The 16,908-nt window shown below is 64.0% G+C and carries 17 protein-coding genes and 1 pseudogene; 6 read left to right on the top strand and 12 right to left on the bottom strand.

Going from position 1 to position 16,908, the window contains the following annotated elements; translation table 11 throughout:
• Positions 1–161 precede the first annotated feature (161 nt).
• Together QPK29_RS27950 and QPK29_RS27945 are read right to left on the bottom strand one after the other, a co-directional pair.
• Positions 162–853, bottom strand: a pseudogene (locus QPK29_RS27950) (IS3 family transposase); the annotation flags it as partial.
• Between the two features lie 190 nt (positions 854–1,043).
• Entirely contained in the window at positions 1,044–1,187 is a 144-nt protein-coding gene (locus tag QPK29_RS27945; RefSeq protein WP_371770231.1) for a hypothetical protein, read from the bottom strand.
• Between QPK29_RS27945 and QPK29_RS27940 the strand changes: the two genes are divergently transcribed.
• A complete protein-coding gene (locus QPK29_RS27940) occupies positions 1,180–1,374 on the top strand; it encodes a helix-turn-helix transcriptional regulator (RefSeq protein WP_371770036.1) in 195 nt (64 codons plus the stop codon). The genes QPK29_RS27945 and QPK29_RS27940 overlap by 8 nt on opposite strands.
• Here QPK29_RS27940 and QPK29_RS27935 read toward each other — a convergent pair.
• Positions 1,359–2,675 (bottom strand): tyrosine-type recombinase/integrase, encoded by a 1,317-nt coding sequence (locus QPK29_RS27935; RefSeq protein ID WP_371770037.1) that lies wholly within the window; start codon positions 2,673–2,675, stop codon positions 1,359–1,361. The genes QPK29_RS27940 and QPK29_RS27935 overlap by 16 nt on opposite strands.
• A gap of 489 nt (positions 2,676–3,164) precedes the next feature.
• Between QPK29_RS27935 and mutS the strand changes: the two genes are divergently transcribed.
• Both mutS and QPK29_RS27925 read left to right on the top strand, forming a co-directional pair.
• Entirely contained in the window at positions 3,165–5,774 is a 2,610-nt protein-coding gene (mutS, locus tag QPK29_RS27930) for a DNA mismatch repair protein MutS (RefSeq protein WP_371770038.1), read from the top strand.
• Positions 5,775–5,776: 2 nt separating this feature from the next.
• Positions 5,777–6,736 (top strand): hypothetical protein, encoded by a 960-nt coding sequence (locus QPK29_RS27925; RefSeq protein ID WP_056136638.1) that lies wholly within the window; start codon positions 5,777–5,779, stop codon positions 6,734–6,736.
• Between the two features lie 45 nt (positions 6,737–6,781).
• On the opposite strand, the gene QPK29_RS27920 is transcribed toward QPK29_RS27925, so the two are convergent.
• Positions 6,782–7,324 (bottom strand): FKBP-type peptidyl-prolyl cis-trans isomerase, encoded by a 543-nt coding sequence (locus QPK29_RS27920; protein WP_056136636.1) that lies wholly within the window; start codon positions 7,322–7,324, stop codon positions 6,782–6,784.
• A 117-nt stretch (positions 7,325–7,441) separates the two neighbouring features.
• On the opposite strand from QPK29_RS27920, the gene QPK29_RS27915 reads away from it, so the two are divergent.
• The 3 genes from QPK29_RS27915 to QPK29_RS27905 all read left to right on the top strand — a co-directional run bounded on the left by QPK29_RS27915 (position 7,442) and on the right by QPK29_RS27905 (position 9,581).
• Positions 7,442–8,563 carry a JmjC domain-containing protein gene (locus tag QPK29_RS27915; RefSeq protein ID WP_371770039.1) on the top strand — a complete coding sequence of 374 codons (1,122 nt, stop codon included), beginning with the start codon at positions 7,442–7,444 and terminating at the stop codon, positions 8,561–8,563.
• A gap of 1 nt (position 8,564) precedes the next feature.
• Positions 8,565–9,032 (top strand): DUF7931 domain-containing protein, encoded by a 468-nt coding sequence (locus QPK29_RS27910; protein ID WP_371770040.1) that lies wholly within the window; start codon positions 8,565–8,567, stop codon positions 9,030–9,032.
• Positions 9,033–9,308: 276 nt separating this feature from the next.
• Positions 9,309–9,581 carry a hypothetical protein gene (locus QPK29_RS27905; RefSeq protein ID WP_082439717.1) on the top strand — a complete coding sequence of 91 codons (273 nt, stop codon included), beginning with the start codon at positions 9,309–9,311 and terminating at the stop codon, positions 9,579–9,581.
• Between the two features lie 123 nt (positions 9,582–9,704).
• On the opposite strand, the gene bamC is transcribed toward QPK29_RS27905, so the two are convergent.
• From bamC to QPK29_RS27865, 8 genes are all read right to left on the bottom strand, one after another.
• The gene (gene bamC / locus QPK29_RS27900; RefSeq protein WP_200948782.1) at positions 9,705–10,820 is read right to left on the bottom strand and encodes an outer membrane protein assembly factor BamC; all 1,116 of its coding nucleotides are present in this window, start codon (positions 10,818–10,820) and stop codon (positions 9,705–9,707) included.
• A gap of 32 nt (positions 10,821–10,852) precedes the next feature.
• Positions 10,853–11,749, bottom strand: a complete 897-nt coding sequence (gene dapA / locus QPK29_RS27895; RefSeq protein ID WP_371770041.1) for a 4-hydroxy-tetrahydrodipicolinate synthase — start codon at positions 11,747–11,749, stop codon at positions 10,853–10,855.
• Between the two features lie 101 nt (positions 11,750–11,850).
• On the bottom strand, positions 11,851–12,396 hold the full coding sequence (locus QPK29_RS27890) for a class I SAM-dependent methyltransferase (protein WP_371770042.1): 546 nt from the start codon (positions 12,394–12,396) through the stop codon (positions 11,851–11,853).
• Complete coding sequence (locus QPK29_RS27885; protein WP_371770043.1) at positions 12,393–13,595, bottom strand: tryptophan--tRNA ligase; 1,203 nt, start codon at positions 13,593–13,595, stop codon at positions 12,393–12,395. Before QPK29_RS27885 ends, QPK29_RS27890 begins: the two co-directional genes overlap by 4 nt.
• 7 nt (positions 13,596–13,602) lie before the next feature.
• Entirely contained in the window at positions 13,603–14,256 is a 654-nt protein-coding gene (locus tag QPK29_RS27880; RefSeq protein WP_056136622.1) for a site-2 protease family protein, read from the bottom strand.
• A 42-nt stretch (positions 14,257–14,298) separates the two neighbouring features.
• Positions 14,299–14,922 carry an L-threonylcarbamoyladenylate synthase gene (locus QPK29_RS27875; protein ID WP_371770044.1) on the bottom strand — a complete coding sequence of 208 codons (624 nt, stop codon included), beginning with the start codon at positions 14,920–14,922 and terminating at the stop codon, positions 14,299–14,301.
• Positions 14,919–15,818, bottom strand: coding sequence for a protease HtpX (gene htpX, locus QPK29_RS27870; protein ID WP_056136618.1), 900 nt, complete (start codon positions 15,816–15,818; stop codon positions 14,919–14,921). The genes QPK29_RS27875 and htpX overlap by 4 nt, the downstream gene beginning before the upstream one ends.
• 216 nt (positions 15,819–16,034) lie before the next feature.
• Positions 16,035–16,874, bottom strand: coding sequence for a 3',5'-nucleoside bisphosphate phosphatase (locus QPK29_RS27865; protein ID WP_056328613.1), 840 nt, complete (start codon positions 16,872–16,874; stop codon positions 16,035–16,037).
• Positions 16,875–16,908 lie beyond the last annotated feature (34 nt).

Here is a 16,908-nt window from a genome sequence, read left to right as displayed (position 1 = left end):
TGTTCGTCTTCCTAATCCATACCTGACGCCTGCTGGCGCCTTTTCCATGACGCTCACGACAAGGGCTTTTGACCAATGCCGCTCATGGTGGTTTGCAACCCGCTCCTGCAAGCCGATTGCGAGGGGCCTACCCTCATCTCCTACGCCGCTTGCTGCGGCACACTGAAGTCGGCCACCCATTTCTGGTTTGGCGCCTCGGCATGGAACCGCCGGTCGAGCACGTTCTCCGCCACAGTGCTACGTGCTCCGCGATCCTTGGGCAAGCCTCGGCGTCGAGGACGAGCGCGTAACGCCTACTCACGCATCAAACGCTCGATGCGGTGCAAGCCACATGACAACCCTTGCTCAAGGACGTCGTGCCACACCCGCCGTGCTCCATAAGTGCGATCACTACGCACAAAGCTTTGCCTTACCTGAACAGCAAGCTGCTCGTCTTTTCGACTACGCTGGCTCTGCGGACGCGTCAGCCAGGCATAGAAACCGCCCCTCGAGACACCGAGCGCCTCGCACATCAAATTGACCGGCCAGACTCCTCGGTGCTTCGCAATGAAGCCGAACTTCAAATCGACTCCTTCGCGAAGTAGGCCGCGGCTTTTTTCAGCAGATCGCGCTCCATCTTGAGCTTGGCGACTTCCTTGCGCAGCCGTGCTATCTCCGCGTCCTGTGCCGTCATCTTGCCGTTGCCTGGGAATGCTTCTTCGGGTTGCTCGCGATGCTCGCGCACCCACTTGCGCAACACATTCTCGTGCACATCCAGATCCTGGGCCGCTTGGCGTACCGATACCCCGCGCTCCTCAATCAACTTCACAGCCTCGAGCTTGAACTCGCGACTGAACTGCCTTCTTGCTGCCATTGATTCCTCCTGACTCCATTTTCCACCTTAACTTGGTGTCTGTGGAATCGGCAGCAGGCCAGTTTTGTTACCCCACGAGGTCCACGCGTACGCACCTACGACTGTTAGATGACGGTCAATCAGATCGCTGAGCTTGACCGTAAACAGCTTCGGCTAGCATCTAAACCGCATAATGTATAAACAATTTATATCATTTTTTTAAAGTCATGGACGAATCAACGTCGAAGAAATCATTGGCCAGATCGGGAGAGAGAAGTAGGGAGACGCCCGCTATCAAACCTTTGTACCTAGAGCTAGCTGCTGTATCAGCCACTGTCTGCTTGGCGATGGCCACGATCCAGCGCCTTGTTCGCACGGGCAGCTTTCCAAGGCCTCGTCAATTATCGGATCGACGAGTGGCTTGGCTTGTTCGAGAAATTGAAGAGTGGGCCGAAGGTCGGCCCACGTCGGATCTCCCGCCACCGCTAAACACATCAAAGCAAAAAGCCGCCGTATCAAGGCAAGCTCACAGTGAAGACTGAGCTACTACTTCGTAGTGCTCACTGAGTTTAGTCAGCCATTCTCGGCGCTCGCGATCATACGCGTACTTATCATAGACACCTGCCACCCCATCCGGCATGTGCCCGATCACGGCTTCCGCAATCTCCCTGCGGCAGCCGAGCGCGGACAACTGAGTTCTACCGGTCCGACGCAAGTCATGTGGTGACCAATGGGTTACCGGCAAACGAGGCCTTATCTGCTCTGGACGGGTCTTCGAATAGGGCTGGTGATACCAGACTCCCACTCCTACCACTTTTTGTTCCACATGGCCGCTCTTTCCCGTGGACGGGAATAGATAGCCACTCTTCACAACCGCGATACGCCGGCGAACAACATCTACAGCCCGTCCAACCAGCGGTACCCGCAAGTCCATGGCCTCCTCGTGTCGCTCGTTCTTGGTTTTCGCCTTGGGAACGGTCCACCATACGCCGTCGGGCTCTTCCGAGATTTCACTGACTTCCATTGCGACGAGCTCCGAACCCCGTGCACAAGTCCACATATAAAGAATCAGGAGGTCATGGACTGCTTTCGAAAAGTTGGGTAGCCAACGAATCAACGCGCCCTGCTCCGCCGGCGTCAAAAAGCGCTTCGCTGTTCCGATTCGTTTGCCCTCGCGGACGCGCCCCTTGCTGCGAAGCTTTCCCCGCATAATGACGCGCCACCAGTTGGGCACATCCTCGGGGAGTTTGCCCGCGTCGTGACCGAAGTCCCACGCCGCGCCAAGCTCGAGCCGAACGCGCCCGGCTTGTACGGGGGTTTCGATAAATGTGTGCAACAAGGCGAATGCCCGTGCTCGGGTAACCTTCGCGGGGTCGAGATCGCCAAACTCTCCAGACCACTCTTCAGGACAAGTCGCACATAACGCATAGTTCAAGGTCCGACTGGTCTCGTCGATGCCTTTCTGTTTGCGCTTCCGTTCTATGTGCCCGGTTAGATAAAAATCGACCAATTTACGCACCGTCAGCGTGCGGTTCGACTTCACGCGCGCAGCTTCCTTCTCTTCGTTTTCCCGGGCGCGCTTGGCGCGACGCTCGGCAGCTGGGTCCTCACCGCGCGCGCGCTGGTCTCGCAATTTTTCCCATTCAACCTTCGCCGCATTGATCGATACCGCAGGCCAGGCACCGATCTTCACTTGGCGCATCTTGCCATCGACCGGGCTCTTGTAGCGATAGATCCACGCACGCGTCGTGGATGACACTTCGAACCGGAGACCTGGGCAGTCGGACATGGTGTAGTGCTCCCCCGGAGCTAGCAACTTGGCCGCCCTGGCATCAAATGCCATTGTTTCCTCCTTTCGCGTACGTTGACTTCATGCCGTGCAGCCAAGTGTAGGGTGTGCTCTGCAGCGTATCCTTGAGCCTCCTCGGATTGTCGGCTCCGCGCGTCCAGGCGTAGGCTCGGCGTAGCTTTTCACGTATACTTGCCGACCCTGCATCTCGCGCCGCAGGTCGACCAGTAGGACATGGTAAAGTGCACGTCTGGCGACAGCAGCTCGGCCACCCCAGCATGGTGCACATCACTCTCCCAGCAGAGGGGCCGGCGTAGCTTTTTGACCGTCCGCGACACCGGTTTGCTCCCTCAGCGTAGGTTCGACGGCAGAGCATCGAAAAAGCTACGCCAATCCGTGAAGTGAAGCGATGCCGTGTGATGCGTCGTGATGTGATCCAGATCCGGGCGAGCCAAAGGAATCCGCAACAAAATCATGAAGTTAGACGACGACATGCCGTTAGATCAACAATTTACCAAGTCCGGAAAAAGCCATCACACCCCGATGATGCAGCAGTACCTGAGCATCAAGGCCGACTACCCCACGATGCTCGTCTTCTACCGGATGGGCGACTTCTACGAGCTGTTCTTCGAGGACGCCGAGAAGGCCGCGCGCATCCTGGGCATCACCTTGACGGCGCGCGGCAGCTCGGGCGGGAATCCGATCAAGATGGCGGGCGTGCCCTTCCACTCGCTCGATCCTTACCTCGCCAAGCTCGTCAAGCTGGGCGAGTCGTGCGCGATCTGCGAACAGATCGGCGACCCGGCGCTGAGCAAAGGCCCGGTCGAGCGCAAGGTCGTACGCGTCGTCACGCCGGGGACGCTGACGGATGCCGACCTGCTGCCCGAAAAGGCCGAGCGCCCGCTGCTCGCCGTGTGCACGGTCGCGAACCGCAAGGTGGTCACGACGGGTCTCGCGTGGATGTCGCTCGCCAGCGGGGGACTCCGGCTGATGGAATTCGCGGGCGACGCCCGTGCGGCCGCCGTGCGCCTCGTGCAGGAACTGGAACGCATCGCGCCGGCCGAAGTGCTGCGCGCCGACGGCGGCGCCGACCTGTTCGAAGAATCGCCGGTCGGCCACACCGCGCGCGTGCCGGATTGGCATTTCGACGTCGTGCACGGCCACAAGGCGCTGCTCGACCAATTGGGTGTCGCTACCTTGTCCGGCTTCGGCGCGGACGGTCTCGGCGCCGCGTTCGGCGCGGCCGGCGCGCTGCTGCGCTATGCCCAGGCTACGCAGGGCCGCGGCCTGCAGCACGTGAGGAGTCTCGCGGTCGAATCGGAGAGCGAATTCATCGGCCTCGATGCGTCCACGCGCCGCAACCTCGAGCTGACGGAGACGATCCGCGGCCACGAGTCGCCCACGCTGTTTTCTCTGCTGGACGGCTGCCGCACGGCGATGGGTTCGCGCCTGTTGCGCCACTGGCTGCACCACGCGAAGCGCGACCAGCGCGTGGCCCGCGCGCGCCACGAGGCGATCGAGGCGCTGGCCCAGCGCGAGGCCATGCACGACCTGTCGGCGACTCTTGCACACGTGCCCGACATCGAGCGCATCACGACCCGCATCGCGCTCTTGACGGCGCGTCCGCGCGATCTCGCGAGCCTGCGCGACGGCTTGACCCAACTGCCCGCGCTGCGCGAGCAGGTGGCGCGCTGCTTCATCCCCGGCGACTCGTGCCTGCTGCGCGACATCCACGACGCCATCGCCGTGCCCGAGGCGTGCGCGGACCTCTTGCAACGCGCCATCGCGACGGAGCCGGCCGCGATGGTGCGCGACGGCGGCGTGTTCGCGCGCGGCTTCGACGCCGAGCTGGACGAGCTGCGCGCGCTGTCGGAAAACGCGGGCCAGTTCCTCGTCGATCTGGAAGCGCGCGAGCGTGCGCGCACCGGCATCGCCAACCTGCGGGTCGAGTACAACCGCGTGCACGGCTTCTACATCGAAGTCACGAACGGCCAGGCCGACAAGGTGCCGGATGATTACCGCCGCCGCCAGACCCTGAAGAACTGCGAACGCTACATCACGCCCGAACTGAAGGCGTTCGAAGATAAAGCCTTGTCCGCGCAGGACCGCGCGCTGGCGCGCGAAAAACTGCTGTACGAGCTGCTGCTGGCCGACCTCGCGCCGCACATCGCGTGCCTGCAGCGCATCGCCTCCGGCATCGCGCAGCTCGATACCATCACCGCCCTCGCCGCCCACGCCGTGCGCAACAACTGGTGCATGCCGCAGCTGGTCGAGGAGCCCTGCCTCACCATCGTCGAGGGCCGCCACCCGGTCGTCGAGAACCAGATCGAGCGCTTCATCGCCAACGACTGCAAGCTGTCCAACGACCGCCGCCTGCTCCTGATCACGGGCCCGAACATGGGCGGTAAATCGACGTTCATGCGCCAGGTCGCGCTGATCACGCTGCTGGCCTATGTCGGCAGCTATGTGCCGGCGACGAGCGCGACGATCGGTCCCATCGACCGCATCTTCACGCGCATCGGCGCGTCGGACGACCTGGCCAACGGCCGCTCGACGTTCATGGTGGAGATGACGGAATCGGCCACGATCCTGAACGGCGCGACCGAGCACTCGCTTGTGCTGATGGACGAAGTGGGCCGCGGCACGTCGACGTTCGACGGTCTCGCGCTCGCGTGGGCCATCGCGCGCCACCTGATCGAGACGAGCCGCAGCTTTACGCTGTTCGCCACGCACTACTTCGAATTGACGCAGCTGCCGGAACAGCATCCGAGCGCGGTCAACGTGCACCTGTCGGCCGTCGAGCACAAGGACAGCATCGTGTTCCTGCATGCCGTGCAGGACGGCCCGGCGTCGCAGAGCTACGGCCTGCAGGTCGCGCAGCTGGCGGGCGTGCCGCCCGGCGTGATCCGCGCCGCGCGCAAGCACCTGGCGCGGCTGGAAGCGCAGGCGCTCGATGCGACGCCGCAGCTCGACCTGTTCGCGCCGGCGCCGTGCGACGACGGCGACGCCGACGCCGCGCCCGCGCCGGCACCGATGCACGCGGCGGCCGAGTCGCCCGCGCTGACGCTGCTGGACGCCATCGATCCCGATGCCCTGACCCCGCGCGAAGCGCTCGAACGCTTGTACGAGCTCAAGCGGCTGGCCTCGGCCTGACGATGCCGCGACGCCGCTCGCTTCTCCTGTTCGTCCTCGCCTGCGCGCTGGCGGGCGGCGCGCGCGCGGACGCCCGCGACGATGACGCGCACCGTTTCGCCATCATCGGCCACGGTTTTACCGATGGCGGCGAAAAACGCCTCAAGCAGGCGCTCGCCGACAATGACGACAAGGACGTCGCCTTCCTGGTCGTCACCGGCATCAAGGGTGCGAACGAGCCGTGCACGGACAAGCTGTACCAGAAGCGGCGCGAGCTGATCGACGATGCGCGCCGGCCCGTCATCGTGCTGCCGGCCGGCAGCGACTGGACGGAATGCCGCAACAGTGCCGGCCGGACGAATGCGATCGAGCGCATGAACCGCATCCGCGAACTGTTCTACGGCGAGCCGTCCACGCTGGGCGCGCGCAAGCTGCCGCTGACGCGCCTGTCGATGAGCCCGCGCTTTCGCAGCTATGCGGAAAATGCGCACTGGTCGGTCGGCAAGGTGCTGTATGCGACCGTCAACATGCCGGCCAATAACAACCACTACCTGAACGAAGCGGGCCGCAACAGCGAGTACGAGGACCGGCTCGTCGCGAACCGCTTCTGGCTGCACCGGCTGTTCGCCATCGCCAGGCGCGACAAGCTGGAAGCGATCGTGCTGTTTTCCGAAGGCGATGTGAAGGCGTTGTCGCAGCCGACGGGCCTGCGCGCCCTGCTGCGCGGCGCCGTGCCGGACAACGACGGCTTCGCGGAGCCGCGCCGGCTGATCCTGTCGCTGGCGCAGAAATTCCGGGGCAAGGTGCTGCTCGTCGACGGTACGCGCATGCGTGCAAGACCCGTCATCGAATGGCGCGGCAATGTCGGCCATCTGGCGGCCGGCGCGGATGCGCTGGAGGTGGTGGTGAATCCAGAGACGAAGACCCTGTTCAGGGTCGATCCCCGCAAGGTCGAGACGGCGAACGGCGCAAGGAAGGACTGACGACCCGGCCGCAGCCGGGTCGACGCGCACCGCGTGCGTAGGTGATTATTGCAGCGGCTGGCTACGGAAGTGGTCGCCTTCTTCGCTGTCGTCGATCTCGCCGTGACCGTGGTCATGGCCGTGGGCGCCGTGCACGTGGCCGTGCGCGATCTCTTCCGGCGTGGCGGCGCGCACGTCGATCACGGACAGGTCGAAGCGCAGGGCCATGCCGGCCAGCGGGTGATTGCCGTCCAGCACGACCTTGTCGTCGGCCACTTCGGTGACGGTGAAGATGACCGGCTCTTCGTCGCTGCCCTCGGCCATGCCTTCGAACTGCATGCCGACTTCGATCGGTTCCGGCAGGCGGTTGCGGTCCTCGACCTTCACCAGGTTCGGATCGTAGTCGCCGAACGCGTCTTCCGGCTCGATCTGGATGGTCGACGTGTAACCCACGTCCTTGCCGTCCAGCTCTTCCTCGATCTTCGGCAGCGTGTTCTCGTAGCCACCGTGCAGGTAGACCATCGGCTGGGCGCCGTCTTCGATCAGGTTGTTCTGAGCGTCGGACAGTTTATAGTTGACCGACACAACCGTGTTCTGGGCAATCTTCATTGCACATCCTTTCGTGGGTAAGGTCTCGATTATACCCGGGGGCCTCGAAAAACCTACTGCTACGGTTTTTCGAGGCCCCTTTAGGCAGCGAGTTTACCAGCCTGGTTATAATGGCACATGCAAAAATTACAGCTCCTCGGCAATATCACGCCCGCCCAGTTCCTCCGCGATTACTGGCACAAGAAACCCCTGCTCATCCGTCAGGCCATCCCCGATTTCAAACCGCTGCTCAAGGTCGACAAGCTGGCCGAGCTGGCCAAACTGAACCACGTCGAATCGCGCCTCGTGACGCTCACCGACGGCAAGTGGGACATGCAGCACGGCCCGCTGGCCGAACTGCCGTCCAAGGCTCAGCGCGAATGGACCATGCTCGTGCAGGGCGTCAACCTGCACGAGCCGAAGGCCGATGCCCTGCTGCGCCAGTTCCGTTTCGTGCCGGACGCGCGCCTGGACGACCTGATGGTCAGCTATGCGACGGACGGCGGCGGCGTCGGTCCGCATTTCGATTCCTATGACGTATTCCTGCTGCAGGCGCAGGGCAAGCGCCGCTGGCGCATCGGCGCGCAGCAGGACCTGACGCTGGTCGAGGGCCTGCCGCTGAAGATCCTCGCCAACTTCGAGCCGGAAGAAGAATTCGTGCTGGAACCGGGCGACATGCTGTACCTGCCGCCGCACTACGCGCACGACGGCGTCGCCGAGGGCGAATGCATGACGTATTCGATCGGCTTCCGCTCGCCGTCGTTCCAGGAACTGGGCGAAGCCTTCCTGCAGTTCATGGCCGACTCCATCGACCTGCCGGGCCGCTATGTCGACCCGGGCCTGAAACCCGCGAAGAACCCGGCCGAGATCCCGCGCGACATGCTGGCCACCGTCACCGAAGAACTGAACAAGGTGCGCTGGGACGAGGAAGACGTCACGATCTTCATGGGCGAATACCTGTCCGAGCCGAAACACAACGTGTTCTTCACGCCGGTCGCAAAGCCGCTGACGGTGGGCCGCTTCATGGAACAGGCGGCGAAAAAGGGCCTGAAACTGTCGCCCAAGACGTTGATGCTCTACCGCGGCAAGCACGTGTTCATCAACGGCGAATCGTTCGCCGTCGGGCGCGCGGACAAGGTCGTGCTGGACGTGCTCGCCAACGAGCGCGGCTTGCCGGGCAGCCTGCTCGACCAGGCGTCGGACGACGTGCTGGAAGCGCTGTACACCTGGTACCAGGACGGCTGGATCGAGCTCGGCTGACATGAACGCGTCCTTCGACACCCGCGCCGCGTTCCAGCAGCAGCTGGACGAGGTATGGGCGCGCGCGAGGGCGACGCTCGTCATGTTCGATCCGGACTTTACGTTGTTCCGGCTGGGCGCGCCGGACGTGGACGCGGCACTGCGCCGCTTCCTGCACGCCGGCGGCCGCCTGCGGCTGGCGCTGCACGATCCCGCGCACCTGGAACGGGAGGCGCCCAGGTTCCTGCGCCTGCTGCGCGATCATGTGCACGGCATCGAGTGCCGACGCACGCCGCGGGCACTGCGCGCGCTCACGGATTCGTTCTGCATCGCGGACGACCTGCACATCGTGCGGCGCTTTCACAGCGATCACCTGCGCGGTGAGGCGGTCTTTGACGCACCGCAACAAACCGAGCTGTCGCGCCTGCGTTTTGACGCCATTTGGGCAGAATCACAAGCTGGTATACAGGCCAGTGTTTCCGGTCTGTAAATACTTGTTTTGGCTTGGTTTTCTCTATGAGAACTAGCGCACGGACAGGATGTATCCTGTTGCCTGAAGATGAACCTTGCCCGATCTGGCAACTGTTACGTCTTGACACGACTTTTCTATTGCGATTCAGTAAATTTGGCTATAATATCGGGTTAGGAAGGTTCCGTTGTCTGTAGGCACTTTTTCCAAAGTATACAAACAAGAGAATTCCTGACGAGCGATAATTACCGGTAATTATTCATCGCACCACCCTTTTGAATTAATTAAGGAAAAACCATGAAAAAATCTCTGCTGATCGTTTCCCTGCTGGCTGTTGCTCTGGCTGCCTGCTCGAAGAAAGAAGAAACCACCGTGACCCCGGCGGCTCCGGCTGCTGAGACCACCGCTCCGGCTGCTGCTCCGGCCGCTCCGGCTGCTGACGCTGCCGCTACCCCGGCTGCTCCGGCCGCTGCTGACGCTGCTGCTTCGGCCGCTTCGGCTGCTGCTTCGGCTGCTTCGGCTGCTGCTGACGCCGCTTCGGCTGCTGCTGCTCCGGCTGCTTCGAAGTAATTCGAATCGCGCTAAAGAAACCGGCCTGCGGGCCGGTTTTTTTACGTCCATTGCTTTTACATAGAATTGGACCGATAAAAAAACCGGCCACGCGGGCCGGTTTTTCATGCAGGCAAACCCAGATTATTTCAGCTCGTCCGCCAGCAGCTTGAGGATCTTGGCGCCGGTCGGCGACGTTTCCGGCTTGCCGTCGTTCGTCTGCACGGTCACGTCGGTCGAGGTCGCGCCCTGTGCCGTCGACACGATCACGCGGTATTTCTGCGCTTCCTTGTTCTTGTCTTCGCTACCGAACAGCTTGCTGAAGAAGCCTTCCTTCTTGACCGCGTCCGGATCGACGTAGCGCACGAAATAAATGCCCTGCACGCGGTCGCGGTCTTCCACCGTGAAGCCGACGCGGTCCAGCGCCAGGCCCACGCGGCGCCATGCGCGGTCGAAGCCTTCGTCGACGACGACCTTGCTGCCTTCCAGCTTGGCGTGCTGCGGTTCCAGCGGCGCGTTCGTCACGAACGCGGTCGCTTCCTTGACCTTGGTGCCGGTCAGCTGGGCCATCAGGCGGCCCAGGAATTCCGCTTCCAGTTCAGGATCGTTCGGACGCGCGGTCCAGGTGGCCTGCTCCTTCTGCGGACCGGTCAGCACTTCTTCCGCGCCGCGGTGGCTGATGTAGATCTCGGTCGAACCGTCCGGACGGCGCTCCAGGCGGGTGCGGAACTTGTCGCGCTCACCGGTCGAGTACGCGGAATCGAATACCTTGCCGATGGTGCGGCGGATGAAGTCCTGCGGGATCTTGGCGCGGTTCTCGGCCCAGTTCGTTTCCATGATGCCGGTCTGCGGCGACTCGGTCTCGACGGTGAAGCCCGAGTTATGCCAGAACTCCAGCAGTTGCGGCCACAGTTGTTCCGGCGTTTCCTTGATCACGAGCCAGCGCTGGTTGCCGTTGCGCTCGATGCGGATGGTGTCGGTGGGCACCTGGCCGATCTGTTCGCCGGACGCGGCCGCGATGGCCGGCGCGGCGCCGCGCTGCTGCTGGAAGCCGGACGCGGTGGCGATGCCTTTGCCATCCGGCACGGCGTAGCGGTTGTCCTTCTGCAGCTGGGTCAGGTCGGGCGGAATGTCCAGCGGTGCCGCTTTCTTGGAAGCCTTGTAGTCCACCTTGTCCGATTCGAACACGGTCGTGCACGCGGCCAGGCTCAACGCGATGGCGGTCAGGGCCACGGTGCGGGCTGCGGTGGAAGTCATCATCTTGCGATTCGTCATATCGTTAAAGCTGGTAATCAAAGGACGCCGGAAGCGCGCAGCGCGGTGCGGACGGTGTCGTGGTATTGCGCGGACAGCGGGGCCAGCGGCAGGCGCAGGCCGGCCGGCATCTTGCCCATCTCGGCCAGCGCCCATTTCACCGGCACCGGGTTCGGCTCGACGAACAGCTTGCTGTGCAGTTCGAGGACGCTGTTGTTGATTTCGATGGCGCGGGCGGCGTCGCCGTTCAGCGCGGCCTTGCACATCTCGGCCATCGCGCGCGGCGCCACGTTCGCGGTCACGGAGATGTTGCCGGCGCCGCCGCACAGCATCAGCGCCAGTGCGCTCGCGTCGTCGCCCGAGAACACGCCGAACGACTTGCCCTTGCCGGCAAACGAACGGTCGATGTCGCGCAGCAGCTCGATGCCGCGGGCCAGGTTGCCGGTCGCGTCCTTGATGCCGATGATGTTGTCGATGGCGGCCAGGCGCAGCACGGTCTCGTTGCTCATGTCGGCCACGGTCCGGCCCGGCACGTTGTACAGGATCACCGGCAGGTCGGTCGATTCGGCGATCGCCTTGAAGTGGCGATACATGCCTTCCTGCGACGGACGGTTGTAGTACGGGACGACTTGCAGCGACGCGTCCGCGCCCACTTCCTTGGCGTGACGGGTCAGCGCGATCGCTTCGACCGTCGAATTGCCGCCCGTGCCGGCGATGACCGGAATGCGGCCGGCGATGTGGTCGACGGTCAGCTTGATCAGTTCGCAGTGTTCGTCCGGGCTCACGGTGGCCGACTCGCCGGTCGTGCCGACGATGCAGATTGCGTCCGTACCTTCCGCCACATGCCAGTCGAGGAGTCGGCGCAGGCTGTCCCTGTCCAGGCTTCCATCCTCGAACATCGGTGTGACGATTGCTACTATGCTGCCCTTAATCATAATCAGTGGACCGTGCCGTTAATAAATAAATGTCGATTGTAGCGGATAGCCTGGCGTTATGGTTCATTCCACACCATATAAATGGCATGGTTACAGGTTGGTTACATATCGAGCCTGACTGCTCCCGGATCGACTTCCCGTCCCGCCGCGCACAGCCTTTGCACGCGCGCCGGACGGGGCGTCTCGATGATCCCGTCCTCGTAGGCGAGGACCTTCAAACCATGGCGTGCGGCGACGTCCAGCAGTTCGCCGGGCGCCAGCAGGAACGCCGGGCTGGATGGTTTGCCGAAGCGTTCGTTCCCGAGCGCGAAGGTTTCGTAGACGAGGATCCCGTTCGGCGCCAGTGCGCCCGCGAGATGCGCGAACAGCGGCCGGTGCAGGTAGTTCGTGACGACGATGCCGGCAAAACGTCCCGGCGCGAACGGCCATGCGCCGCCCTCCGCTTCGAGGTCGTACTGCAGGGTCGTGATGCCGGGACCGGCCACCTGCGCGAGCGATGCGGCGTCGCGGTCGACCGCGAGCACGGGATGGCCGAGCGCCGCCAGCAGGCGCGCATGACGGCCGCCGCCGCACGCGAGATCGAGCGTCTCGCCCGGCGCGATCGCCGGCGCGAAGCGCGCGACCCAGGCGGATGGACGGTCCGTCACGAGTAGGACAGTCCCATGACTTCGCGCACGTCGCGCATCGTTTCCTGCGCCAGCTTGCGCGCCTTCTCGCAACCGTCGGCGACGATGGCGCGCACGAGCGACGGATCGTCGACGTACTGCTGCGCGCGCTCGTGCATCGGCTCCTGCTCGGCCAGCACGGCTTCCACGACGGGCTGCTTGCACTCGAGGCAGCCGATGCCGGCGCTCGTGCAGCCCTTCATCACCCAATCCTTCGTGTTCGCGTCGGAATAGACTTCGTGCAGCTGCCACACCGGGCATTTGAGCGGATCGCCCGCGTCGCTGCGGCGCACGCGCGCGGGATCGGTCGGCATCGTGCGGATCTTCTTCGTGACGGATTCGGGATCTTCGCGCAGCGAGATCGAATTGCCGTAGCTCTTGGACATCTTGCGGCCATCGAGACCCGGCAGGCGCGATGCTGCCGTCAGCTTCACTTGCGGCTCGACGAGGATGATCTTGCGGCTGCCTTCCAGGTAGCCGAACAGACGCTCGCGGTCGATGTTCGACAGGCTGCCCGCCTCGTCCAGCATGGCCTGCGCCTGTTCCAGCGCGGCAGCAATGCCGTCCTGCTGGTACGCGGTGCGCAGTTCCGCATACAGCTTGGCGCGCTTGCTGCCCAGCTTTTTCACGGCGTCCAGCGCCTTCTGCTCGAAGCCCGGTTCCTTGCCGTACAGGTGATTGAAGCGCCGCGCGATCTCTCGCATCATCTCGATGTGCGGCACCTGGTCCTCGCCCACGGGCACCTGCGTGGCGCGGTAGATCAGCACGTCGGCCGCCTGCAGCAGCGGGTAGCCGAGGAAGCCGTACGTCGCGAGGTCGCGGTTCGCGAGGTTCTCGATCTGGTCCTTGTACGTCGGCACGCGCTCGAGCCAGCCGAGCGGCGTGGCCATCGACAGCAGCAGATGCAGTTCCGCGTGCTCCGGCACTTTCGACTGGATGAAGATCGTGGCCTGGGCCGGGTCGATGCCGGCCGCCAGCCAGTCGATGACCATGTCCCACGTGCTTTTCTCGATGATCGCCGGGTCGTCGTAATGCGTGGTCAGCGCGTGCCAGTCGGCGACGAAGAACAGGCAAGGCAGTTCGGACTGCATGCGGATCCAGTTCTTCAGGGCCCCATGGTAGTGGCCAAGGTGCATCAGCCCGGTCGGGCGCATGCCGGAAACGACACGGTCGGGAAACATAGCGGTATCAGGTCAGGAGAAAATTCAGGGGATAGACGATCAGGTGCAGCAGCAGGTTCGCGATCACGCCGACCCAGAACAGCCAGTAGCCGATCACCTTCAGGAAGATCAGCGCGAGCAGGATGATGAAGCCGTACGGCTCCAGGCGCGCGAACTGGAATGCGGCCTTGTGCGGCAGGATGGAAAACAGCACGCGGCCGCCATCCATCGACGGGATCGGCAGCAGGTTGAACGCCATCAGCCACAGATTCGTCTGCACACCCGCCTCGGCCACGAGGTGCGGGAACGACTCCTGCACCCCGAAGTAGTCGAGGAAGATGCTCAGCAGGAGCCAGATCAGCGCCATCAGGAAGTTTGCGCCCGGACCGGACAGCGCGACCCACGCCATGTCGCGCTTCGGGTTGCGCATCTGGCCGTAGTTGATCGGCAGCGGTTTCGCGTAGCCGAACACGAAGTGCACCGTCAGGTACATCACCACCGGAATGACGATGGTGCCGATCGGATCGATGTGGGCCAGCGGATTGAAAGTGGTACGCCCGGCGGCGTGTGCGGTGTTGTCTCCGAAGCGTTTCGCGACGAACGCCTGGGCGGCGTCGTGCATCGTCAGCGCAAAGAGGACAGGCAGTGCATACACTGCCAGATTGCGTATGAGTTCATCCATAACCTGCGATTCTATCAGAGCGCGCGGCGCGGCGGCCCCGGCCTACAGGCCGAACGCGGCCGGATCGCCCCGGCCTTCGCGTACGAGCGAAGCAATGGGCCCCGTGAGGTCGATGATCGTGGTGGGTTCGAGCGTGCCGGCGCCGCCGTCGATCACGAGCTCGATCTGCCTGTCGAGACGCTCGCGCACCTCGTCCGGATCGGACAGCATGTTGTCGTCGCCCGGCAGTTGCAAGGTCGTGCCGATCAAGGGTTCGCCCAGTTCTTCCAGCAGCGCCAGCAGGATCGCGTTTTCCGGCACGCGGATGCCGATCGTCTTGCGCGACGGGTGCGACAGCCTGCGCGGCACTTCCTTCGTCGCTTCCAGGATCACCGTGTACGGCCCCGGCGTGACGGCTTTCAGTTGCCGGTACTGGCGGTTGTCGACGCGCGCATACGTGGCGATCTCGGACAGGTCGCGCACGAGCAGCGTCAGGTGGTGCTTCTCGTCGACGCCGCGGATGCGCCGCAGCTTTTCCACGGCCGCCTTGTCGTCGAGGCGGCATACGAGGGCGTACGCGGAATCGGTCGGCGCGGCGACGATGCCGCCGCCCTGGATGATCTGCGCGGCCTGGCGGATCAGGCGCGCCTGCGGATTCTGCGGATGGACTTCGAAATATTGGGTCATCGCGCGAACCCCGACTGGCGCAGCGCCTGGAGGGCCGCGATGCGTTCTTCCATCGGCGGGTGCGACGCGAACAACGCGCCCCAGCCGCTGCCGTGGCCCGAGATGCCCGACGCGGCCATCGATTGCGGCAGCGCGCCCGGGTGCATGCCGGACAGGCGCGCGAGCGCATGCTGCATCGGCAGCGGGCTGCCCAGCAGCTGGGCCGAACCGGCGTCCGCGCGGAATTCGCGCTGGCGCGAGAACCACGCGACGATGATCGACGCGACGATGCCGAACAGGATCTCGCACACGAACACGGTGATCGCATAGCCGAAGCCCGGCCCGCGCGCGTCGTTCCCGCGGCGGAACACGACGTTGTCGACGAAGAAGCCGACGACGCGCGCGAGGAACACGACGAACGTGTTCACGACGCCCTGGATCAAGGTGAGCGTGACCATGTCGCCATTGGCCACGTGCGCGATCTCGTGGCCCAGCACGGCCTCGACTTCCTCGCGGTTCATGTTGGCGAGCAGGCCCGTCGACACGGCCACCAGCGCGGAATTTTTGAAAGCGCCCGTCGCGAACGCATTCGGCTCGCCCTCGTACACGGCCACTTCCGGCATCGCGATGCCCGCGCGCTGCGCGAGGTTGCCCACGGTGCCGAGCAGCCATGCTTCGGTGGCGTTGCCCGGCTGTTCGATGACGCGCGCGCCGGTGGACATCTTCGCCATCGGCTTGCTCATCAACAGGGAAATGATGGAACCCGTGAAGCCCACGACGAGCGAAAACACGAGCAGCGCCCCGACGTTGATGCCCTGCCCGCCGACCGGACGCCCGACGCCGAGGACGTTCAGCACGATCGACAGCACGAGCACGACGGCGAGGTTGGTGGCGAGGAACAGCAGTATGCGCTTCATCTGGGGAGCCTCAGGATGGGTTCAATATCAGTCCGACAAGATAAGGGCTGGATGTTGAAATTTCAAGCTCGTTTGCGCGTAAACGTCGTCCCTGCAGAGGCAGGGACCCAATTCGTCGTCCCTGCGGAGGCAGGGACCCAATTTCACGTCGCGTCGACGCACAAAACTTGGGTCCCCGCCTTCGCGGGGACGACGGCATGCATGTTGTGCTACCGGTCAGAACCAGTCATGCCAAACCGGCGTCACCCCACTCGGCAGCGGCGGCAACTGGTCGAACTCGACGCGCGACTCCCCCGGCGCGTGGAAATCCGTCCCGCGCGATGCGAGGAAACCGTAGCGGCGCGCCACCTCGGCATACGTCGCGTACTGGTCCGGCGTATGGCTGCCCGTGACGACCTCGATGGCATTGCCGCCCAGCTGCTTGAATTCGTCGAACAGCGCGCCCTCGGCCGTCGCGTCGAAGCGGTAGCGGCCCGGATGCGCGATCACGGGGACGCCGCCCGCCGCGCGGATCCAGCCCATCGCATCGGCCAGCGTCGCCCAGCGGTGCGGCACGTAGCCCGGTTTGCCTTCCGTGAGATAGCGGCGGAACACCTCCGACGTGTTGGAACACTTGCCGAGCTCGCACAGGTAGCGCGCGAAGTGCGTGCGCGACAACAGGTCCGGATTGCCGACGTATTTCAGCGCGCCTTCGTAGGCGTTCGGGATGCCGGCCTGGTCGAGCTGCGCGGCGATCTCGCGCCCGCGCGCGTCGCGCCCGTTGCGCGTGGCGGCCAGGCCCTGCACGAGGGTCGCATTGTCTTCGTCGACCTGCAGGCCGACGAGGTGCACGGTCTCGCCGGCCCACGTCACGGAAATCTCCACGCCCGGCACGAAGCGCATGCCCAGTTCCTCGGCCTTCGCGCGTGCGGCCTTGATACCGCCGATTTCGTCATGGTCCGTCAGCGCCCATGCATCGACACCGCCCTTGCGGGCATACGCGGCCACGGCGGCGGGTGCGAGCACGCCGTCGGAGACGTTGGAGTGGCAGTGGAGATCGACTTTCATGGGCAGCATCCGGACAGGGTATCGTTTCGAAATACCATTGTAC

Source organism: Massilia orientalis, from assembly GCF_030411975.2.
GTDB classification, from domain to species: domain Bacteria; phylum Pseudomonadota; class Gammaproteobacteria; order Burkholderiales; family Burkholderiaceae_D; genus Telluria; species Telluria orientalis.
This window is presented reverse-complemented; position numbering and strand designations above follow the sequence as displayed.